This window comes from Winogradskyella ouciana, from assembly GCF_009709615.1.
Lineage (GTDB): Bacteria > Bacteroidota > Bacteroidia > Flavobacteriales > Flavobacteriaceae > Winogradskyella > Winogradskyella ouciana.
The window spans coordinates 410,359-432,852 of sequence record NZ_WJYA01000005.1; the positions used below are offsets into that span (position 1 = coordinate 410,359).

General features: G+C 35.4%; 25 protein-coding genes and 1 tRNA gene. 4 read left to right on the forward strand and 22 right to left on the reverse strand.

All coding sequences use genetic code 11. The features are described from left to right. Positions 1–13: 13 nt before the first annotated feature. Positions 14–925 (forward strand): ABC transporter ATP-binding protein, encoded by a 912-nt coding sequence (locus F1003_RS09320; protein WP_155089138.1) that lies wholly within the window; start codon positions 14–16, stop codon positions 923–925. A gap of 3 nt (positions 926–928) precedes the next feature. Here the strand turns inward: F1003_RS09320 and F1003_RS09325 are convergent, their stop codons facing one another. From F1003_RS09325 to pdxA, 19 genes are all read right to left on the reverse strand, one after another. After that, the gene (locus F1003_RS09325) at positions 929–3,181 is read right to left on the reverse strand and encodes an efflux RND transporter permease subunit (protein ID WP_155089139.1); all 2,253 of its coding nucleotides are present in this window, start codon (positions 3,179–3,181) and stop codon (positions 929–931) included. Positions 3,182–3,226: 45 nt separating this feature from the next. After that, a complete protein-coding gene (locus F1003_RS09330) occupies positions 3,227–3,826 on the reverse strand; it encodes a 4'-phosphopantetheinyl transferase family protein (protein ID WP_155089140.1) in 600 nt (199 codons plus the stop codon). Beyond that, complete coding sequence (locus tag F1003_RS09335; protein WP_155089141.1) at positions 3,826–4,077, reverse strand: acyl carrier protein; 252 nt, start codon at positions 4,075–4,077, stop codon at positions 3,826–3,828. Before F1003_RS09335 ends, F1003_RS09330 begins: the two co-directional genes overlap by 1 nt. Before the next feature lie 90 nt (positions 4,078–4,167). Next, positions 4,168–5,442, reverse strand: coding sequence for a beta-ketoacyl-[acyl-carrier-protein] synthase family protein (locus F1003_RS09340; RefSeq protein WP_155089142.1), 1,275 nt, complete (start codon positions 5,440–5,442; stop codon positions 4,168–4,170). Positions 5,443–5,466: 24 nt separating this feature from the next. After that, the gene (locus tag F1003_RS09345; protein ID WP_155089143.1) at positions 5,467–5,910 is read right to left on the reverse strand and encodes a 3-hydroxyacyl-ACP dehydratase FabZ family protein; all 444 of its coding nucleotides are present in this window, start codon (positions 5,908–5,910) and stop codon (positions 5,467–5,469) included. A gap of 73 nt (positions 5,911–5,983) precedes the next feature. Continuing rightward, positions 5,984–6,778, reverse strand: a complete 795-nt coding sequence (locus F1003_RS09350) for an enoyl-ACP reductase FabI (protein WP_155089144.1) — start codon at positions 6,776–6,778, stop codon at positions 5,984–5,986. 55 nt (positions 6,779–6,833) lie between these two features. After that, entirely contained in the window at positions 6,834–7,886 is a 1,053-nt protein-coding gene (locus F1003_RS09355) for a type III polyketide synthase (RefSeq protein ID WP_155089145.1), read from the reverse strand. Next, on the reverse strand, positions 7,887–8,549 hold the full coding sequence (locus F1003_RS09360; RefSeq protein WP_155089146.1) for a methyltransferase domain-containing protein: 663 nt from the start codon (positions 8,547–8,549) through the stop codon (positions 7,887–7,889). It abuts the gene before it with no gap. Between the two features lie 47 nt (positions 8,550–8,596). After that, complete coding sequence (locus F1003_RS09365) at positions 8,597–9,727, reverse strand: NAD(P)/FAD-dependent oxidoreductase (RefSeq protein ID WP_155089147.1); 1,131 nt, start codon at positions 9,725–9,727, stop codon at positions 8,597–8,599. Further along, entirely contained in the window at positions 9,727–10,239 is a 513-nt protein-coding gene (locus tag F1003_RS09370) for a YceI family protein (protein ID WP_155089148.1), read from the reverse strand. Before F1003_RS09370 ends, F1003_RS09365 begins: the two co-directional genes overlap by 1 nt. A gap of 65 nt (positions 10,240–10,304) precedes the next feature. Continuing rightward, complete coding sequence (locus tag F1003_RS09375; protein ID WP_155089149.1) at positions 10,305–10,754, reverse strand: 3-oxoacyl-ACP synthase; 450 nt, start codon at positions 10,752–10,754, stop codon at positions 10,305–10,307. Further along, positions 10,751–11,866, reverse strand: a complete 1,116-nt coding sequence (locus F1003_RS09380) for an NAD(P)/FAD-dependent oxidoreductase (protein WP_155089150.1) — start codon at positions 11,864–11,866, stop codon at positions 10,751–10,753. Before F1003_RS09380 ends, F1003_RS09375 begins: the two co-directional genes overlap by 4 nt. 52 nt (positions 11,867–11,918) lie before the next feature. Next, positions 11,919–13,961: a zinc-dependent metalloprotease gene (locus F1003_RS09385; RefSeq protein ID WP_155089151.1), complete on the reverse strand. Its 2,043-nt coding sequence runs from the start codon at positions 13,959–13,961 to the stop codon at positions 11,919–11,921. Positions 13,962–14,090: 129 nt separating this feature from the next. Next, the gene (gene accC, locus F1003_RS09390; RefSeq protein ID WP_155089152.1) at positions 14,091–15,440 is read right to left on the reverse strand and encodes an acetyl-CoA carboxylase biotin carboxylase subunit; all 1,350 of its coding nucleotides are present in this window, start codon (positions 15,438–15,440) and stop codon (positions 14,091–14,093) included. A gap of 95 nt (positions 15,441–15,535) precedes the next feature. Then, a complete protein-coding gene (gene accB, locus F1003_RS09395) occupies positions 15,536–16,018 on the reverse strand; it encodes an acetyl-CoA carboxylase biotin carboxyl carrier protein (RefSeq protein ID WP_155089153.1) in 483 nt (160 codons plus the stop codon). Between the two features lie 30 nt (positions 16,019–16,048). After that, complete coding sequence (locus tag F1003_RS09400; protein WP_155089154.1) at positions 16,049–17,047, reverse strand: beta-ketoacyl-ACP synthase III; 999 nt, start codon at positions 17,045–17,047, stop codon at positions 16,049–16,051. Positions 17,048–17,225: 178 nt separating this feature from the next. Beyond that, positions 17,226–17,429 carry a 50S ribosomal protein L32 gene (gene rpmF / locus F1003_RS09405; RefSeq protein WP_087492327.1) on the reverse strand — a complete coding sequence of 68 codons (204 nt, stop codon included), beginning with the start codon at positions 17,427–17,429 and terminating at the stop codon, positions 17,226–17,228. Positions 17,430–17,437: 8 nt separating this feature from the next. Beyond that, positions 17,438–17,977 carry a YceD family protein gene (locus F1003_RS09410; protein WP_155089155.1) on the reverse strand — a complete coding sequence of 180 codons (540 nt, stop codon included), beginning with the start codon at positions 17,975–17,977 and terminating at the stop codon, positions 17,438–17,440. A gap of 79 nt (positions 17,978–18,056) precedes the next feature. Then, entirely contained in the window at positions 18,057–19,097 is a 1,041-nt protein-coding gene (pdxA, locus tag F1003_RS09415; protein WP_155089156.1) for a 4-hydroxythreonine-4-phosphate dehydrogenase PdxA, read from the reverse strand. Positions 19,098–19,195: 98 nt separating this feature from the next. Between pdxA and F1003_RS09420 the strand changes: the two genes are divergently transcribed. Further along, entirely contained in the window at positions 19,196–19,786 is a 591-nt protein-coding gene (locus F1003_RS09420; RefSeq protein ID WP_155089157.1) for a riboflavin synthase, read from the forward strand. On the opposite strand, the gene F1003_RS09425 is transcribed toward F1003_RS09420, so the two are convergent. The 3 genes from F1003_RS09425 to mce form a co-directional block, all read right to left on the reverse strand. Then, a complete protein-coding gene (locus tag F1003_RS09425; RefSeq protein ID WP_155089158.1) occupies positions 19,783–19,968 on the reverse strand; it encodes a PID-CTERM protein-sorting domain-containing protein in 186 nt (61 codons plus the stop codon). The two genes, F1003_RS09420 and F1003_RS09425, sit on opposite strands and share 4 nt — an antisense overlap. Before the next feature lie 283 nt (positions 19,969–20,251). Then, positions 20,252–20,325, reverse strand: a tRNA-Ile gene (locus tag F1003_RS09430). 74 nt (positions 20,326–20,399) lie between these two features. Then, the gene (mce, locus tag F1003_RS09435) at positions 20,400–20,804 is read right to left on the reverse strand and encodes a methylmalonyl-CoA epimerase (RefSeq protein WP_155089159.1); all 405 of its coding nucleotides are present in this window, start codon (positions 20,802–20,804) and stop codon (positions 20,400–20,402) included. Between the two features lie 93 nt (positions 20,805–20,897). On the opposite strand from mce, the gene rbfA reads away from it, so the two are divergent. Both rbfA and F1003_RS09445 read left to right on the forward strand, forming a co-directional pair. Beyond that, a complete protein-coding gene (gene rbfA / locus F1003_RS09440) occupies positions 20,898–21,290 on the forward strand; it encodes a 30S ribosome-binding factor RbfA (RefSeq protein WP_155089160.1) in 393 nt (130 codons plus the stop codon). After that, complete coding sequence (locus F1003_RS09445; protein WP_162306944.1) at positions 21,291–22,493, forward strand: ABC transporter permease; 1,203 nt, start codon at positions 21,291–21,293, stop codon at positions 22,491–22,493. Position 22,494 lies beyond the last annotated feature (1 nt).

Consider the following 22,494-nt stretch of genomic DNA (forward strand, 5'->3'; position numbering starts at 1 on the left):
GTATTTTTACAACATGCTTAAAGTAAAAAATATTTCTTTTGGGTATTCTTCAACTACTGTTTTAGAAGAAGTTGACTTTAGTATTGGAATTGGTGAAAACCTAGCCATTATTGGCGAAAGTGGCTCTGGAAAAAGTACCATGCTCAAACTAATTTACGGTGAATATGATTTAGAAGTCGGTGAAATTTTATGGAATGACATCAAAATTCTTGGGCCAAAATACAATCTGGTAATTGGCTATGACTTTATGAAATATGTCACCCAAGAGTTTGATTTAATGCCTTACACCTCGGTTGAAGAAAATATAGGCAAATACCTGTCTCGTTTTTATCCAAAGGAAAAAGAAAAACGGATTAAAGAACTGATTAAAGTTGTAGAGCTTGAGTCCTTTTCAAAAACTAAAGTTAAAAACTTAAGTGGTGGGCAAAAACAACGTGTTGCACTCGCTAGAGCATTAGCAAAAGAACCCGAAATCTTGTTACTAGATGAGCCTTTTAGCCATATTGATAATTTTAAAAAACAATCTTTAAGACGAAACCTTTTTAAGTATCTAAAGGGGAACAGCATTTCTTGTATTGTTGCGACTCACGACAAGAGTGACGTACTGGGCTTTGCTGATAAAATGATTGTACTTCACAATAAAAAAATCATTGCCAAAGGCACACCTCAAGAGCTGTACAAAAGCCCAAAAACACCACTGATTGCTTCTTTTTTTGAAGAATTTTCGACTATAAATGATGAAATCTACTATGCACATCAACTTGAAATTGTAGAGCAATCTAATTTTAAAGCTCTTGTGAAACAGTCTTATTTTAACGGTAATTCTTGGTTGATTGAAGCAGAATATAATAGTGATTCTGTTTTCATTACTCACAGAAACTTCTTAGAAAAAGACACTGTTGTGTATTTTAATATCAAAAAATAACTTTTACTTATCAAACTTCTTCAAGAGTGCTGGCAAATAAAATATATCCGTTATCAATGCAATCGCAACTGTAACCGCACACAACAAACCAAAATCCTTAACGGAAGGTGTAGCACTTGAGGCAATAATCAAAAAACCACCAACCAAAGCGATAGTTGTAGAAATCAATGCGCTTCCCGTATAATGCATCGCATTATCCATTCGGTTTTTCGGAGAGCCTTTTATGGTTTTACTTCGTCTGTATTTATGCACTAAGTGGATGGTGTCGTCCATAGCAATACCCAACATAATGGGTGTAATCATTGCCGTGGTCACATCCAACGGAATATCCAACAAGCTCATAAAAATTGCCAACATTGCAAGTGGTAATAAGTTAGGTATTAAAACCAATAGCGTGGTTCGCAATCGCTTAATAAAAATTAAAAGACAAAGAAACGCCACAAAAAAAGCAGCAAAAAACGATTTAAATTGTGTCTCTAGGATGAAGTTATTGAGCTGTGCAAACACAACAGCAAATCCGTTAATTTTTAAATTGTAATCTTCAACATTAAAGGTCGCTTCAAAATCCCTCTGAATATCTTCCAGTACTTTTTCTAGTTCAGAGGTTTTCATTTCTCCTAACGTCAACGTGAATCCTGCAGTTGATAGATCTTCAGAAAAGAGCTTGAAGAAGCTGTTATCATTACTATCAACTTCAGCTAACGTGTTTTTTAATTTTGCTTCAGAAATGTTGGATTGAAATAAAACAGGAGTTCGTTTTTCCAAAAAGGATTTTATAGTAACTACCGAAACCGGACTCGCAATAAATGGATTGTCCTCCAATCTATTTTGAAAATCTTCAAGTTGTTTTATGGCGTCTCTATTCAGAATAACGTCTCCATTTACTGTAGAAATATTGAGCTGTAAACGGTTACTTCCACCGAGTTCAACTTCAACAGTTCTTAAATCTTGTTTTGCTGTTCCTTCTGCCAAAAGGTCACGGGAATTAGTATCAATTTTAACTTGAAATATAGAATATATACCAAACAAAAGAATTGCCGAAAAGCCCACTATAATGCTCGTTTTATATTGGGAAGTCACACTATTAATCCAATTAATAAACGCATTTTGATTCCATTTTTTTAAGCTTAAAAGCGGTTTGGCCTTTTCAAAATTATGAGTCATAAAACTGAAGCCAATAATGGTAATCACATATACCAAGATAAAACTTAGTAATAAGCCAATACACGTAAAAACACCCATATTCTTAAACGCTGGTAAAGGTGACAAATACAGCGCAAAATAACCAACGAATGTGGTCAACGTAGTGTAGAAACAAGGTGTGAGACTTTTTCGAATGGCAATGGTTAGCAGATCAATTTTGTTCAATGTTTTGTTTAAAATCCCTTCTTTGTGATAAATGTTAATGATATGAACAGCATCACTAACACTGTAAACCATTAATATGGTTGGGATGAGCATAGATATCATATTGAGTGCATATCCCAAGGATGTTATAAGTCCAAATAACAGGGTTATTGGAACCGCTACCGACAAAAGTGAAATAATTAAATAACGCTTACTCGGCAACATAAACAAAAGTAAAATTGTGATTACCAAAATGGTTAAAATCCCAAAGGTTAAGCTCTCTTTGTAAATCCCTTTACTATACGCTTCATTTAATACTGGTGGACCCGTTAGATAATAATTTGAAAATTCCTTATCTAAAATTGTACGTATCTCCCCAGCAATATCTTGGCGTTTGGCTTCAATCGTCGGAGTTGGGTTGAGCTGAATATAAAAGAATTGATTTCTGTAGTCTTTGGTCACCAATTGCGAAGTAATATTCGGTAATTTTGAAAAGAGGTTTTTTAATCCTTTTTCACTACGTTTCGGATTGTAGAGGTTATCAAAATTTATTTTGCTGTTGGCATAAATAGGGTATTTGGCTTTAGCCAAACTGAACGTTGTCTTCACGTAAGGTAAGTCTTCGAAAGTTTTATGAAGCTTTTTTAACCTATTTATTTCAATTTCGCCAATGGCATTTTCAACAGGAAGCATAGCAATAAAGATTTCATCTGAACCAAAATTTTCCTGAAAATCTATATACGCTTTATAGCTAGGATCATCCTCTAAAAACCAAATAGACAATGAATTGTCAACACTGAGTTTATTTATGGTTTGGTAAGCTGAAACACCCATTAGCAACACCAAAACCATAATGATTGCTATTCTGAATTTGATGATAGTTGATATGATGGCTTTTAATTTATTCATTTATCATTACTGCGAAAGCAGGGATCTATTTTAGTTTAGTTTATATCATAATGATACTCCTCCTTTCGCAGGAAGGGCAACGTGCACAAAGGCATAAGCACCAAATTGCCCATGATGACTAATGCTCACTTTGATTTTTTCTGAATTAAAACTCACGGTCGGAATTCCAAGCTCTGATTTCTGAAGTTTTAGTTCTGAAAAAGGAACTTGATGTGTTCTTGAAATGCTGCTCAATAACGCTGATTTAGTTTCTTTGCTCTGTGATTTGTGATGTCTTACGTTAAGTCGAATGACTTCTGAATTTATTTCAAAAAGATTTAACCGTGCTTCAGAAATTATATAGTTTGAAGTTACTTTTGATTGTGTGTAACATTCAAAGTCTTTGAAAAACACTTTTTGGTTTTTATTTTGAACTGCACAATCAAAAGATTTGGGACTATAAAATCGGCTTGGATTTAGCTGTGTGTAAAGTTTATAAGCAGCTTCTTTCATTGACCACAGTTGCCATACTTTTAAAAACGGATTATTAGAATTTTTAATGTATTGTTGCTCATTTGGCGTAAATAATTTTTCTAAGAAGCGAGGACGTTGCCAATTAGAGGACATTTTTGCTTCAGCCAAATCAACAATATCATTGCCAACCATTAATTATCTAATTTGGTGTTTATAATTTGCATAGCTGACTTAACATCGAGCATATTCTCCATATCCTCGTTTTCCAATCTTATATCAAATTCGTCTTCGATATCAAGAATAATATCAACTAAATTTGCTGAATTTATCTTCAGGTCTTTTACAAAATCGGTGTCTTCGGATAAGAATTTAAAAGCTTCTTCGTCTTGAACGTAAGGTGCTATTATGGTTTTTAGTTTTGGGATTAATTCTTCTTTGTTCATAGCTTGTTATTGTATTGTAAAGTTACGCTATAAATGGCATCTATGAAATAGAAAAATATAAGGCTAACTTATTGTCACTCTGACAGCGAATTATAAATGAAACTTCTTAAAAACCACACAAGCATTAACATCGCCAAAACCAAAACTTGCCTTCGCCAGAACATCAAAATTTAAATCTATTTTTTCCGTAGGAATTTTTTCTGAATCGATAAGTGCTTCAATTTCAGGATGCAAATCTTCACAGTTGATGTTTGGTGCAATAAATTGTTCTTTTAATTGAATCACGCTCGCCACACACTCAATCGCGCCAGCAGCAGCCAAGCAATGGCCAATCATGGATTTAGTAGAATTTACATATGGGAAATCAATACCTGTTCGATTTAAGGCTTTGGTCCAATTTTCGATTTCTAGAGCATCTTTAGTAGTAGCTGTAAGATGACCATTTATTACTTCAATGTCATTTGACAAAATTCCAGAATTTTCAATTGCTTTTTTGATGCAACGTTTTACGGCTTCTGGATTTGGTGCGGTCAATGTACCGCCTTCTCGTTGTCCACCAGAATTAACTTCTCCACCTAAAACCTCAGCATAAATAGTTGTACCACGCTCTAACGCACTCTCAAGAGATTCTAAAACCAAAGCGCCTGCACCACTTCCAGGAACAAAGCCAGAAGCTGTAGCACTCATTGGTCTTGAGGCTTTTTCTGGTTCATTATTATGCTTGTAAGTCATTACGCGCATGGCATCAAATCCGCCCCAAATATATGGGCCATCGTCGCTGCAACTGCCAACAAGCATACGTTTAGCTTTTCCATTTTGAATACGGTCAAAACCCATCAACAATGCTTCTGTTCCTGTTGTGCAAGCTGAAGAATTTGTTGTAACCTGGTTGCCCAAACCTAACATTCCACTTAAATATGCACTAACTCCACTTGCCATGGTCTGTAACACCACTGTGCTTCCCAAACGACGCACTTTGCCTTCATCGACTCCATGAATGGCTTCTCTGAACTTCTCTACACCAGATGTTCCTGTTCCGAAAATAAGTCCCGTATAATAATCCAATTCACTTTCTGGATTCATATTAAAACCAGCATCTTTCCAGGCGTCTACACCAGCGATACAACCATACAAAATTCCAGAGCTATTAAATCCCCTTAATTGTAAATCTGTAAAATATTTTGACTTTAAGTCTTCAGAAATATTTGGAACGCCACCAATTTGACAAGAAAAATTGAGGTCTTTTAGGTTCTGGTGAAATGTGATTCCTGATTTACCTTCTCTTAGCGCATCTGTAAATTCTGTCACTCCCACTCCGTTTGGTGCTACCACTCCCAAACCTGTTATGACTACTCTTTTTTTCATTTTTCCCAATTGTGAGATTACTGCCTACACAGGAATTTGTATCATTCCCGAAATTTTTCCACGTGCAACCAATTCCTCTTTTTCATTAATCATCTTTACATTACACTTCAATTTATTAAATCGAAATACTTTTTTTTCTGAAATGACAGTTACTTTTTCATTAGGCAAAACCGGTAAATAGAAATCCATTTGATGTGACGTCAATGCTATTTGTGGGTTTTTGCTATCGTCTAACTCGTCTTTCATTAAATATATCCCTAGACAAACTAATCCTATTTGCGCCATGCATTCTGTTAAGATCACTCCTGGTGTGATTGGGTTGTCCTTAAAATGGCCTTTGTAAAACATTTCATCACTTTTAAAGGTGTAGTGACCTTTGATTTCTTCTTCTGAAATTTCATCTATGCCATCGACGAATAAAAATGGGTTTTGATAGGGTAAAAGGTTTATGATGTCATTCTTATTCATAGTTTCTTTATAACTTCTCAATACAATTTTCTTGTTCCTCAAAAATCACTCGAAGTGACATTTTATTTATACTTTATGACAGATGTTCTCCTCCATCAACAGGAATCACAGTTCCCGTAATCCAAGACGCTTCATCCTTGCTCAATAAATATACAGCATTTGCAACATCTTCTGGCAGTGTTAATCGTTTGTTTGGATTGCGTTTAAGAGTGTGTTCTATTATTTTTTTGCTTCCTGGAATCATGCGTAAAGATGATGTATCTGTAACTCCCGCTTGAATGCAGTTGGCTTTAATGCCGTATGGTGCAAACTCCAATGCTATGTTCCTCGTAATGGCTTCAAGCGTTACTTTGGCTGCTGAAACGGCCGCATAATTTGGCCAAGCTCTAGAATTGCCTTCGCTTGTAAAACTTATGATTCTGGCATCTGCTGAAAACAAATCGGCTTCATAAATGGCTTTTGTCCAATCGTAAAGACTTATTGCCATCGCATTTATAGTTAAATTGAAATCATCATTTTTTAATTCCGGTTTTTCGTTTGAAACCATTGGTTTTAAATTGCCTTTGGCGACGCTGTGAACAAGGGTTCTAATTTTCCCGTCACTTCCAAACGTTTCTTTTAGTTTTTGGATGACTTCGTTTCTTTTTTCAGCTTTAAAAGCGTCTGTGTTGAAGGATTTAAACTTTACTCCTTCATTTTTTATAGTTTCAAATTCTGCTTCAATTTCGTCTTCTTGCAATCTTGAATTTCTATGAACGATGCAGATATTCATGCCGTGTTTGGCCAGTTTTTTTGCTGTTGCCAAACCTAAGCCGCTGCTGCCTCCTAAAATGAGTGCCCAATAATTTTTGCTTTTAAATTCTTTCATGTTTTTAATAATAATGAGATGCTGAAACAAGTTCAGCACAACAAAATAAATTTTGTCACCACTCTAACAAAATTCTTTGTGCCGAAAATCCCGGTCCAAAACTTAGCATAATACCTTTGTCTCCTTTTGGCAAATCCCTGTCCATAAATCGCTCTAAAACGTAAAGCACGGTTGCACTACTCATATTTCCATAAAGTCTTAGCACTTCCTTTGTGTCATCTATATTCTTGCCTAAATCACCGAATAAATCTTCTACCGTCTGTACTATTTTTTTTCCTCCAGGATGAAAAACCAAATGGTCAATGTCTTCAATCGTAAGATTGTTTCGCTCTAAAAACGGATGAATTATTTTAGGAAAATGGTCTGCAATGGTTTGTGGCACTGATTGGTCTAACACCATTTGTAGGCCAGAATTTTTCAATTTAAAACCCATCATATGTTCGGCATCAAAGAAATGGTACATGGCTTCGTCTTTTATTTCTGGGCCTTTTTCCTCTTCATACGACGATAAAATCACACTCGCACAACCATCTCCAAAAATTGCTGCGCTCACAATGTTTACCATAGAATAATCATCGAGTTGAAAGGTTGCCGTTGGCGATTCTACCGCAATCACCGCTGCTCGTTTATTCGGGTTGGCTTTTAGAAAATTATTGGCATATATAATTCCTGAAACTCCTGCTGCACAACCCATTTCGGTTACTGGGAGACGTACAATATCTTGTTTCATTTCAAGATTATTAATAAGATAGGCATCTAACGACGGAATCATAATGCCAGTGCAACTCACCGTAATTATATAATCAATGTCAGTAGGTTTTAGTTGGGCTTTTTTCAATGCTTTAAGCAAACTTTTCTCTGCTAATATTATCGCCTCCCTAGTGTATATATCGTTTTTTTCCTCAAAAGACGTTTTGTTGAAAACCTCTTCGGCATCCATTATGGAATAGCGTTTATCTACTGCTGCATTTTCAAAAATCTTTAGGACTTTTCTTTTAAAACGTTCTTCTTTTCCATTTAGCCATAGTTCCACAAAAGGTAAAATGTCTTTGGTCTCTCTGGTATATTTTGGTAATTGTTTTGCAACTGATGTAATTCTAACTGCCATTTATTTTTTAATTAGCCATTGGTAACGAAATGCCCATTTCCAGCGGATTTGTGATTTGAGGTGTAGTTGTTGTGATATTTCTTCTAATTCTTCTCGTTTAAAAGCACGAAGAATAGAGGTTAATCCATCTTGTTTTATCATTTGGTTGGTTATCACCAAACCTAATAATTTAAAGAGTCCGTAGGCCAATTTACTCCTTTGTAAATCATTTATAACCAAACCAATATTAGCATTGGCATATAATTTTTTTAATAATTTTTTTATTTCCTCTTCTTTAAAATGATGCAGAAAAAGTGTTGTAAGCGCAATATCAAAATTCAAAGTTTCAAATTGGTCCGAAAAAATATCGATACTTTTAAAAGTTATATTAGGATACCCAGAAGATAGTTCCGTGGCATAAGCAATTGCATCTTGGTTGGCATCGACACCTATTAATCTAAAGCTATATTGATGTTTACGGCCATATTTTGCGACTTGTCTTAGTATGTCTCCGTGTCCACAGCCCAAATCTATAATGGTATAGGTTTTATTCTTTGGCTGGTTTTTTAAAAGCTGAATAATACCATCTAAAGTCACACGGTTTCCTCCTAGCCATTTATTGATGTTACCGAGTTTATCCAAGGTGTCGCGTAACAATTCCCCTTTTAGTGAAAAATCGTCCATGAGCTCTGTTTTATTGCTTCGATATTTAGTGTTTATAAATAAATTCACTACGCTTTCATAGGTTTACCATGTGTCATTTTAATGATTAAAGGAACTAAAAACGGAAACCATCTCAACATAATCAATAGCTTTGGAGCTAACCAATTTTGCCTAAACAAATACGCAATTGTGTGGCCAATTTTTAATCTAAATCTAAATGTTTGTTGCCAGCGTTTGGCATAATATTTCTCCAATTTTTCCCTAGATTCAATTTTTCCTTGAAGATAATCAATAATCAGCTCTGATGCTAATTGTGCACTTCTTATTGCCATTCCCATTCCATTGCCGCACAAGGGGTGAATCATTCCTGCAGAATCGCCACACATTATGATATGGCTTTCTATTGGCTGTTTAGTTTCAAATGAAATCTGGCTGATCGTCAAAGGATTTTCAAATTGAATTTCAGAATTATTGAAAATCTCTTTTAATGCTGAATTTTTGAACACTACTTCTTCCTGAAAAGATTCAATATCCTTATACTTTTTAAAAGCTTTAAAATCTGTGATATAGCATAAATTGATGTGGTCGTTTTCAACTTTTGAAACACCGCAATAACCTCCTTTAAAGTTATGAAGCGCAACTTTATCCTCAGGAAATACTCCTGAAACATGAAGTTTCACTCCTAAATAAGGCGACTTATTTTTTATGAATTTTCGGTTGAATTTCACATCTAGATTAGATCGTTTCCCGAATGCTCCAATTACTATTTTTGAATGGAATGTTCCATTGGATTTAGCTTCTACTTTAAAAATATCCTGTTCAAAGTCTACATCAATTACGGAATCTTGAAGTACTTCCACTCCATTAGAAACGGCCAATTTATATAGCTGAAAATCCATTGCATAGCGGCTCATACCGAAACCTCCTAAAGGTAAATTGGCCTGAATCTTTTTATTATTATGTGTTGTTAACTCAAACTTAGAAATGACTTTAGCACCAAAACTAAATGGATTAAGGCCTAAATGCTTCAAGTATGGCAATACTTCGTTAGACACATATTCACCACAAACTTTATGTTTTGGATAGCTGTTTTTTTCAATAATCAAGACTTCAATATTGTACTTAGCTAAGTGTATGGCACTTGCTAATCCGGCTAAACCACCACCAATGATTATAACATCGAAGTCTTGTTTGCGCATTAGATATCTTGGTAATGTGTCACACTAATTTTGACCGTTTTACCCATTATGAAACTACCACCTCCAATATCAAAATCTTTGCGGTTGATTTCAAAATATGAGGTAATTTTATATTTTCCATCTACCTTTTCTATGGCAATAGGAATTGTGATTTTCTTTGTCTTCCCCTTAATAGTTAAATGGGCTGTTACCTCATAACTGCCGACTTTTAATATTTTGATTGCGGTACTCTTCAGGGTGATTTTTCGATGCTTTTTTGCATTAAAATAATCTTCCTCTAAGATATGTTCGTCTCTACTATCAATTCCCGTTTCTATTGAAGATACATCAATAGTGCCCGCAATGTCATTCAGCTTACCATCTGAATCAAAATCAGCAGTTATGACAAATTCATTGAAATGACCATCTACATTAACGCCAAGGTTTTTAATGATGAAATCTATGCTAGAGTCTTGAGCATTTGCATTCTCAAAACAAAACAAACTAATAAATAAAATTAAAAGGCGCTGCATAATAACAGTTTTTCTTTGTTAAGTTACTGTACAACCAAAACACTTTAAAGTGATTTAACGTTTTTCTACAATACTTTTAAAATTTTAATCTCTTGATTCTTAAATTGTATTTTGTCTCCCTCAGCTTTAGACATTAATAATTTACCTATTGGTGTGACAGGCGAAATAGCAAAAAAGCATTGCTCGTCTATCTTAATTTCTCCTACACTGATCGCTAAAAAATAATTAGATTGAGGAGTATAAACTACAGAGCCTAAGGCAACTGTGTTTTGAATAGTCTCTGGATTTATTTTGTTTAATAATTCGAATTGCATTTGGATTTCAGCAAGTTGTTGACCTGCTTTTTCGCGCTCAAGTTGAAGCATAGCTCTACCAGTTTCGTGTTTATCGCCAGCACTACTTTTGGTTTCCGATTGTAGAGCGTTCTGGATGTCTAAAATACTATTCTGAATAACCTTTAAACGGTTATCTATAAGCGATTTGCATTTGTTATAAAGTTGCTGTTTGGTATTCATGCTATTAAGTCTGCAAGTTCTTTACCAACTAAACTTCCAATGGCGACTCCCATTCCACCTAATCTTACTCCACAGTACACATTATTGCTTAATTGTTTTACAATGGTGCTCTTTTGTTCTCCAACTCCCATAATACCAGACCATTGATAGTCAATCTTATAATCTATATTTGGCAAAATCATTGTTATAAGTAATTCGTTTAGTTTACTCTGAATAATATCTGTTTTACCAAACTCTTGGGTTTCCTCGGTTTTAAAATCTAAGTGACGTCCGCCTCCAAGTAATATTCTATCATCAATATTTCTAAAATAATAATAGCCTCTATCGAGGTGAAATGTTCCTTTGATGTGAAGATTTTTTATCGGTTCGGTAACTAAAACTTGTGCTCTTGCGGGTTTTACGTTTTGATTTATCAGTTTTGAGGCGAATCCGTTAGTGGCTATTAACAATTTTGAAGTTGAAAACTCGAAGTTGTCAGTCGTAATTTTCACCTTATCAATATCTTCTGAAAAACCTTTAACATTGCAGTTGTTCAATATTTTTATACCAGATTTCAGCGCTTTTAACAATAAGGCTTCCATCATTTTTCCTGTATCAATCTGTCCTTCAAATTGATTAAAACTATACTGTGGTTTTATTTTGTTAAAGTTGAAAAGATTTTCCTTAAATGAAAAAACATCGGCTTTGAAAATTGGCTGCAGAAGCTTATTGATGTATTGTTGCTTACCTACACATAAATCATATAGTTCTTTATCTTCACTTAAGAATAATTCATAGCCTCCTTTATTTTGATATTGAATAACCTCATCTCCTAAAGTTTTTCTAAGTAAACTTAAGCCATCAACTCTTTTTTTAACAAGCTGACAAACCTCTTCTTCTGAATGGTTCTCTAAATCATCTATTATCTCACTAAGGCTTCCAAAACAAGCAAAACCAGCATTTTTAGTGCTTGCACCTTGTGGCAAAGTCCCTTTTTCCAAAATTAGAATTTTAGAATTAGGGAACTTCTTTTTTAATTCTAAGGCACAGTTTAGACCTACGATTCCGCTTCCAACGATCGTAAAATCAATGTTAGATAACCATGTCTTTATTTCCCAATATGATAAATTCATGTTATAAAAAAAGCTCCTAATATTAGGAGCTTTTTATTAATAAATTAAATAGTTAATCAACTACTATTTTCTTAGTTACTTTTTGAGGGCCATCAGAAATGCTTAACAGGTAAACACCAGATTCTGCATTCGTCAATTGAATAACTTCATCAAACCTACCGACACTATTAAACGTGTTCTCAAAAATAGCTCTACCTCTAATATCATAAACCTGAATAGTAATATCCTCACCTGACTTAGGGCTAAAACCAATATTAAAAGTACCGTTATTAGGATTTGGATATACTTGTAGGTCGTCTAAATCAAATTCAGAAACACTTAACGCTTGTTCCGCACATATTTCAATAGACCAATCATTGAGGTTCCCTGTATCTTGAGCAAAGAAATCCCCAATTAATATCGTCCAATCGCCTTGGGCCTCAAGTCCGTTAAATGCACTTAACGCTCCATTTGGCATAAATGTACCTACAGTAGGACTGGCACATACTAGTGCGCCTGCAGAATCATCAAAAGTGACATCAAAATTATCATTGCTCCCACAATCACCACTCCATACATCTACAAAAGTAGCTCCATCAGGGTGTACGATACGCACTAATAAATCTGATATGAAAGTATGAGTAACATCAACATTAACAGTCATACTTTCTATAGTCGCCATATCTGGTATATTAATAATGTGTTCCAATACTGGTGTACCAGCAGTTCCTCCACTACCATCTGCAATCGCAAGGTTTAAATTCTGAGGTGAACTATACGAATTACAAACAATTTCTGTACAATTATTATTTAATACCACATCTACCGATTCTGTAACCGAAGAAGGAGATGATGTACCAGTTACTGTAATGGTATAAGTACCTTGAGCCGTAGACATTAAATTACCAACAGTTAATGTAAAAGCCCCATCAGAATTTAATGATGTTGGACTAAATGTTGCTGTGGCTCCTGCAGGCAATCCACTTGCGCTAAATGTTGTTGTTTCAGAAAAACTCATAACGGTAGTATATGAGAAACTATAAACCGCTTCATTGTCTGTGGTTGGGCAAGTCAATAGTTCGTCATCCCCTGTCACTGCCAAGTTAAAACCTGGTGTAGCCGGTTGGCAAACATTTGGTTTAATATCTGCTTGTATACTAGATATGTAAGCTTCTGCGAATGTCATTTGATCTTGGCTGAACATATACATACAGGCATCATTAACATAATCCATATAATTCATGGTTAATGCAGGTTGACCAGGTGTACATGAAGGAACTGATGTTGGTGGGTTAGGACATCCATAGGTGCTGTTAGCAACTTCTGGTGTATCTGCAATACCATCTCCTCCAGAACCACAAGTACCGCCACCATCTGCATTAAATGTATGATTAAGACCGAAAAAATGCCCTAGCTCATGTGTTGTTGTTCTACCTAAATTATAAGGTGCACCAGGAACTACAGACGTACAACCTGCACCCGAACCGAATGCGTTATTATCCATAGTAACAGCGTCTCCATCTGAAATATCTCCAAATAACGGTGAAAAACCTAAGGCTCCAATATTTCTAATCACAAAATTAAGATAGCCACTCCAGTTGCCATCTGTATTACTACCACCACCAAAATTGTAGCCAATGGTAATACAAGGGTTTCCTTCCAATAGCTCTGGGTCCAATCCTGCTGGGTGGTTGGATGTTGCAATACAAAATGATATGTTAGCCACACCTGCACTAGTGCCAGGATACTGACTGCTAATTGCGTTCCAGCTTGAAATATCTGAGTTTGTTGCAGTGTAATCGGCATTTAATATATCAATCTGGTTTTGAGCTAACGCTTCTAAACAAGATCTCTCTGCTTCACTAGCTTCAGGAAAGTGAACCGCAACAGGAATTTCTATAGTTCCGCCGCGTTGATATAAATCGCTGTTGTTAAGATAGTTTTGTAGTCTCTGTTTTAAAGCCTTTTGTTTTTCCTCGTATTGTCTGGCATACTCAGGATCTTTCATCATTTCTTCCATATATTCTTCCATACCGCAACGGTCTTGGGCATGACTATTATATGGAACAGCCGCCAACAGCAGTCCTAATAAAACACAAAGTGTAAAGTTTTTCATGTGATAATATTTAATTATTAATAACCGTAGGTTAGACTCAAATTTAAGCAATTTTGACAAATTGAAGCTTTTTTAAGCTTTTAAAGTTTACCCTACAAAAAAACCCAAGTTTAAACTTGGGCTTTAATTTTATTCTGATTCTTCTTTAATCTTAAAATCTTCCATAAACTTGGTGGTGTAATTACCAGCCAAATAGTCTGGATGCTCCATTAATTGTCGATGAAATGGAATTGTAGTTTTTATACCCTCAATAACAAATTCATCTAAAGCACGCTTCATTTTGTTGATGGCCTCTTCACGAGTCTGTGCCGTTGTAATCAATTTTGCAATCATAGAATCATAATTCGGAGGTATACTATAACCAGCATAAACATGTGTGTCTAGTCGTACTCCGTGACCACCTGGTGCATGGAGCGTCGTAATCTTTCCGGGTGATGGTCTGAAATCGTTAAACGGATCTTCAGCATTGATTCTACATTCTATGGAGTGCAGGTTTGGTGTGTAGTTTTTACCAGAAATCGGCACTCCGGCCGCAACCAATATTTGTTCTCTGATAAGGTCAAAATCTATAACTTGTTCAGTAATTGGATGCTCAACTTGAATACGCGTATTCATCTCCATAAAATAGAAGTTCCTATGCTTATCCACTAAAAACTCCACAGTTCCCGCGCCTTCATACTTGATGTATTCTGCAGCCTTAACTGCAGCCTTACCCATTTTTGTTCTTAACTTGTCGGTCATAAACGGAGATGGTACTTCTTCAGTTAATTTTTGGTGGCGACGTTGAACAGAACAGTCTCTTTCGGATAAATGGCATGCTTTACCTCTCGAATCACCTACTATTTGAATTTCTATATGTCTGGGTTCTTCAATGAGTTTCTCCATATACATATCGTCATTCCCAAAAGCTGCTTTAGACTCTTGTCTTGCAGAATCCCATGCCTCTTTTAAGTCTTCTGGCTTCCATACGGCTCGCATCCCTTTTCCACCTCCGCCTGCGGTTGCCTTTAACATTACAGGATATCCTGTGGACTTGGCAACTTTTTTGCATTCATCAAAATCTGCAATAATTCCGTCACTTCCTGGTACGCATGGCACTCCTGCCGCTTTCATAGTTGCTTTGGCAGTCGCTTTGTCTCCCATTTTAGAAATCATCTCTTCTGATGCTCCAATAAATTTAATACCGTGTTCCTCGCAGATTTTTGAGAACTTAGCATTCTCAGATAAAAAGCCATAACCTGGGTGGATTCCATCAGCATTTGTGATTTCTGCTGCTGCAATTATATTGGATATCTTTAAATATGATTCGCTGCTGGGAGGTGGGCCAATGCAAACTGCTTCATCTGCAAACTTTACGTGCAGACTTTCAGCGTCTGCAGTTGAATAAACCGCAACGGTCTTAATGCCCATTTCTTTACAGGTTCTAATAACACGTAATGCTATTTCGCCTCTATTGGCAATTAGTATTTTTTTAAACATAACTTTAGTTTTAAAAATTCAACTTCCAAGCACCAAAATCCAATAATTTGGGTTTTGGTCCCGAAATAACGGGAGTAGATTGGAATTTTCAATTGTTATGATGGATCAACCAAAAATAGTGGTTGGTCAAATTCAACTGGAGAAGAGTCATCTACTAAGACTTTTACAATCTTACCAGAAACCTCAGATTCTATTTCGTTAAATAATTTCATTGCCTCAATGACACAAAGCACATCTCCTTCTTTTATTTCAGTACCTACCTCTACAAAAACTGGTTTATCTGGAGATGGTTTACGATAAAATGTACCTATTATAGGTGACTTTATAGTAATATATTTAGAATCATCATTTGCTGAGGCAGCTGGAGCAGAAGCCTCTTGTGGTGCTGCGGCAGGTGCTGGTGCAGGAGCGTGCTGAACCATAGGCGCAGACTGCACTGGTACCTGCTGAACAATAGTGGTATCGTTTTCTGAACCTGTTCTGATGGTAATTTTAACATCATCCATTTCTAGCTTAACTTCGCTTGCACCAGATTTGGCCACAAACTTAATTAAGTTCTGAATTTCTTTTAAATCCATAGTTTTTAGATTATTTGTTCGTTAGTTATATTAGTTAGGATTATAAGCCCATTTAAAATAAATTGAGCCCCAAGTAAATCCACCGCCAAAAGCAGCGAATATAATATTATCCCCTTTTTTTAATTGGGATTCGTAGTCGTATAATAATAATGGTAATGTTGCAGACGTAGTGTTACCATATTTCTGTATATTCATCATTACCTTTTCATTTTCTAGATTGATACGTTGTGCCGTAGCGTCTATTATTCTTTTATTAGCTTGGTGAGCAGCCAACCAAGAAATGTCATTATTAGTAAGATTGTTTCTTTTTAAAATGCGCTCAGTTACATCTGCCATATTAAAAACTGCATTTTTAAATACGGTCCTCCCATCTTGAAAAACATAATGCTTTCCTTCCTTGAAGGTGTTTTCGTTGATTGGATAAGACGAACCACCATATGTGGCTTGTAAAAATTCTCGTCCTTCCCCATTACTTCTTAATAACTCATCTTGCAAACCAAACCCTTCTTCGTTAGGTTCAAATAATACAGCGCCTGCGCCATCACCAAAAATGATACAAGTAGCTCGATCTTCATAATTAATAAATGATGAGTTTTTATCTGCTCCTATTAAAAGAATTTTTTTATAACGCCCAGACTCTATGTAAGCTGCTGCCGTTGACATACCAAAAAGGAAGCTAGAACAAGCCGCCTCAAGATCATAGGAAAATGCATTTACGGCTCCGATTTGAGTTGCTGTATAAGCTGCGGTTGAGGCAGCTTTCATGTCTGGAGTAGCTGTTGAAACTATGACCAAATCAATCTCTTTAGGGTCTAATCCTTTTTTACTGATAAGATCTTCAGCAGCTTTTATGGCTAAAAATGAGGTTCCTTTTCCTTCTTCTTTAAGAATTCTTCGCTCTTTAATTCCCGTACGTGTGGTAATCCATTCGTCATTTGTGTCAACCATAGTTTCAAGAACCTTATTTGATAACACAAAGTCAGGAAGATAGCCTCCTACAGCTGTGATTGCCGCTGTGATTTTACTCATTGTTAGGATTTAGTTAATTAAAATTAGTTGAAAAAAGACAAAACCAATGCTTTTTTGGCCAATTTTCCTCATTTTTTGGCAAATAATTATACAAATTAAGTGGTTTTTGGCTTATTCAGAAAATAATAACAAAAAAAACGCTCACAAGTGAGCGTTTTATTATATGCGTGCATAATAGTTATGCTAAATTCTCTTCTTCAGTAGAGTTGTCTATTAGAACTTGTCCTCTGTAATAAAGTTTACCTTCGTGCCAATGTGCTCTATGGTACAAATGTGGCTCACCTGTTGTAGGGCAAGTTGCTATTTGAGGTACGGAAGCTTTATAGTGTGTTCTTCTCTTGTCTCTTCTTGTTCTAGATATTTTGCGTTTAGGATGTGCCATTTTAAATGTTATTTCTCCGTTAATAGTTTTTTTAAATTATTCCAACGAGGGTCTATATCCTCTGATGATTTTGTTTTTGAGTCCTCCTTTGGACTTAATTCTTCTAATTTTGAAAGTATTTCTGACTTTAATGTTCCATCTTCAACACCTGGATGAACTCGTTTTGCCGGTACTGCTAAAACAATAAGCTCATAAATATACTGAGCTATATTAATTTCATACTCACCATGAGGCACAATCAAAATGTCCTCATTGTCGTCGTTATATTCTGCACCGAACTTTACAACCAATTTAAACTCATCCTCAACAACCTGATTATAAGGCTCATTGGTTAAGTCGCAATTTACATTGACATGTCCAGAAGCAGAAAAATACAACTCCAAAAGCGTCGTTTTCTTAATGAGTTTTAGATTGATTTTCACATCAACTTCATTAAACTCATCGTATTCAAAATTCTGAAAGAACGTATTGTCTATATTAAAATCAAAATTGTGCTCTCCTTCTTTTAACCCAACGAATTGGATTGTATATTCTTTTAATGCCTTCATTACCACACTCATTTTGAGCGTGCAAATATATAAATTTTTAGTTATTTAAAGCCTAGATATCAACAAAATTTGTTAATACCTATTTTGAGGCTTTCTTTAGTGGGTCTTTGCTATAATGATTAAAATCCTGTCTATTTCTGTAAATCTTAATTGCAGTATAAATAGCTTGCTTAAATGAACTTTCGTCAGCAGTGCCTTTTCCCGCAATTTCATAGGCTGTGCCGTGGTCTGGTGATGTTCTTACCTTGTCTAACCCAGCAGTGAAATTTACACCTTTTCCAAACGCAATGGTTTTAAAAGGGATGAGCCCTTGATCGTGATAAGATGCAATTACGGCATCAAAACTTTCGTAATTATTTGAGCCAAAGAAACTATCCGCGGAATATGGTCCATAAACCAAGTTGCCATCAGCTTTAATCTTTTCTAATGTAGGTTTTAAAATTGTGTCATCCTCATTACCGATAACACCATTATCACCCGCATGTGGATTTATTGCCAAAACAGCTATTTTAGGCCTTCTAATATTAAAATCTTGCTTTAAGGATTTAGTTACTGTAGCAATTTTTTCTTGGATTAAATCTTCTGTAATATGATTGCTGGCATCTTTTAAAGGCACGTGATCTGTTAAAAGTCCTACGCGCAGTTCATCAGATACCATAAACATTAAACTTTTACCATTTAAAGCTCGTGCCAGATAATCCGTGTGGCCTGGAAAATTAAATTTATCTGATTGGATATTGTGTTTATTTATAGGAGCGGTAACTAAAACATCTATGGCTCCATCCTTTAGAGCGTTGGTTGCGGCTTCAAGCGATTTTATGGCATATTCCCCTATTCTTTTATCCTCTTTACCAAATTCAATTTTTACTGGTTCTTGCCACACATTGACCACATTGACTTTTCCATGGGAAATTTTATTTACATCATCAATATTAAAAAAGTTGATTTTACTTTTAAAATGATTCTTAAAAAATTGCATCGTCTTGCCTGATGCAAAAATCACGGGTGTATTTAGTTCTAACACCCTCGGGTCTTCATAAGTTTTTATGATGATTTCCGGTCCTATACCATTGAGGTCACCAATAGAAATACCAACAATAACTTTTTCTTCTTTCTTCATAATAAGTGATTCTCCTATTTTTTTATTAAAATTGGTGATTGAGTTAAGTGGTGTACTTAACTTTGCTGATGCAAATTTAACCAAATAAAGCACATACTATGTTTACGGGTATCATTGAAGATTTAGGAACTGTTCAAAAATTAGAAAAAGAAGATGGCAATCTTCATTTAACATTGGGTTCTTCAATTACCAATGAATTAAAGATTGATCAAAGTGTCGCTCATAACGGCATTTGCTTAACCGTGACAGGTATAGAAAACAATAATTATACTGTAACCGCTATAAAAGAGACCTTGGATAAAACCAATTTAGATTCTCTTAAAAAAGGTGATGTGGTGAATTTAGAACGTGCCATGAAATTAGGTGACCGCTTAGATGGACACATTGTACAAGGTCATGTTGACCAAACTGCAAAATGTATATCGGTTGAGGAGGAAAATGGAAGTTGGTTGTTTACTTTTAACTACGATAAGAGCCTCAATAATATAACTATAGAAAAGGGTTCAATTACAGTGAATGGTGTTAGCTTAACTGTTGTAAACTCTAAGGTAAATCAATTCTCTGTAGCGATAATTCCTTTTACGTATGAGCATACCACCTTCAACACCTTAAAAGTTGGTGATGATGTAAACCTTGAGTTTGATGTAATAGGTAAATATATTAAGCGTCTTAATGATCTAAGGAACTAAGCAGTTTTTTTTGAAATTGTATAAGCTTTATAAATCCCGAAGCTTAGGGCAACTAAAAATAGCGCCACAACTCCACCGTCAATTGGCAGTCCCGGAGGAGGAGGAGGCATAGGCGGAGGAGGCGTAGCTCCCTGAGCCATAGATATGAAACCTACGAAGAAAAATAAGATTGAGGCTAACATATTTTTATTCTGCATGTGATAATTTAAGCTGTAAATGTATAAAAAAAACCTATCTAACAAAACTAATTCAACTAAAAAACGTCTTTGAACGGTAAATATTGTCGATGAAATGCATAAAATGAGCTTAAATTAGGGAAGATACGCACATTTCACATGAACACTTAACACAAATATAATATTTATTCCTTATTCGATGAATACTCAACAGCCTTTAATTCATTAAATGCTAAGAATATAATAATAAAAAAAGCTGCTTCAAATTAATGAGGCAGCTTCTAATTTGTGGTCCCACCTGGGCTCGAACCAGGGACTTTCTGATTATGAGTCAGATACTCTAACCAACTGAGTTATAGGACCTATTGGTAAAACCAATCTCTCTATTTCTAAAGAGTGTGCAATATTACTATATATTTTAAAACTCTACAAGAATTTTAATCGCTAATGTCTTGGCATAACTCTACTAACACACCGTTGGTGGATTTTGGGTGTAAAAAAGCAATCAGCTTGTTGTCTGCTCCTTTTTTTGGTGCTTTATGAATCATTTTGAAGCCCTCTTTTGTCAAGCGTTCAATTTCTTTTTCAATATCGCTTACCGCAAAAGCAATATGGTGAATGCCTTCTCCCTTTTTTTCAATAAACTTTGCAATTGGGCTATCTTCATTGGTGGCTTGTAGCAACTCAATCTTATTCGGTCCACATTTAAAAAAAGATGTTTTAACGCCTTCGCTTTCTACATCTTCAATTTTATAGTGCGATTTTCCAAAAAGGGTCCTAAACAATTGATTCGAATTCTCAATATCCTTTACGGCAATGCCAATGTGTTCAATTTTCTTCATTTTAAAACAATTTCAGTCTCCTTAAAGCAGAAATCTACTTAATATTTACCTTCAAAAATACTATAATACTATAATATCCTATACTTTTGCATCATGGAAAGTAACAGACAGAAAAAAATAGCAGGTATTTTACAGCAAGACTTGGCAGAAGTTTTGCAGCGTGCTGCTGCAGATGGTGGATTGAAAGGGGTTATCATATCTGTTTCAAAAGTGAGCGTTACCGCAGATTTATCCATTGCTAAAGTTTACCTCAGTATTTTTCCGAATAAAGAGGCTAAAGAATTATTGGAAGGCGTTAGGTCCAATACTCCATTAATACGTCACGAATTGGCACAACGCACAAGGCATCAGCTAAGACGTATGCCTCAACTCGAATTTTTTATAGATGATTCATTAGAATATATCGATGGTATTGAGCGTTCTCTTAAAGGGGGCGACAACCCTCTTGAGGATCCTGATTTGTTAGGTAAGCGCAAAAAATCTTAAGTGAATTTTTCCCTATATATAGCAAAACGTTACCTGTTTTCTAAAAGCAGTAACAATGCTATAAATATTATGACGCTCATCGCTTCAGGCGGAGTTGTTATTGCTTCGGCTGCTTTATTTATTGTGCTTTCTGTTTTTGCAGGCCTTAAGGATTACAGCCTTCAGTTTTCATCTTTTGTAGATCCCGACTTAAAATTGCTTCCTTCAGAAGGTAAATCGTTTCTTTTTACAGATGATGATGTTTCTAAGTTCAATTCCATTGACGGTATCGCGTTTTATTCTGAAATTATAGAGGAACGCATCATTATAAAGTCTGAAAACAAAAATCTCCTTGCCACTTTAAAAGGTGTGGATTCTAATTTTTTGAATGTTACCAATGTGGATTCCATGGTAACAAAAGGTAGTTGGATTTCGCCTGAAAGCAACGATGTGGTTTCTGGCTGGGGAATTTCCAATAAACTCTCTTTTGGTATCCTTGATTATAGAAAAGCGTTATCATTATATGTCCCTAAGCCGGGAAAAGGACAATCGAGCTCGCTAAAAAGTATATATAATTCTGCTTACGTAAACAATGTCGGGCTTTTTGATATTAACGAGGAGCTCAATTCAGAATATGTGTTTTCGGGTATTGAATTGGCCAAGCAACTATTGAACTATAAGGAAAATCAAATTAGCGCGGTAGAATTAAAATTAAATCCAAATGCTAACGAAAGTGATGTTAGGGCCGAAATCAACTCAAGTTTCCCAAATCGTTTCACTATCAAAAACAGAGAGCAACTCAATGACGCGCTTTTTAAAATGTTGAATACTGAAAACCTTGCAATTTACCTCATCTTTACTTTGGTGATTATTATTGCGCTTTTTAACGTTATAGGCGCTATCATTATGATGATTTTAGATAAGAAAAAGTCTCTAAACACGCTTTTTAACTTGGGTACAGAACCCAAAAACATTAAATCTATTTTCTTTTGGCAAGGTAGTTTAATGACTATGTTTAGCGGTATAGTAGGCGTTGCCCTTGGCTTACTTATTGTTTTTTTGCAACAATCTTTTGAGTTGGTAATGCTCACGCCTGAATTACCTTATCCGGTAAGATTAAATGCGTTTAATGTACTTATAGTTTTGGCGACAATTTTTGCGCTAGGTGTTGTAGCTTCTCGAATTGCATCACAGAGAATTACTAAAAACCTTATACAAGGTTAAT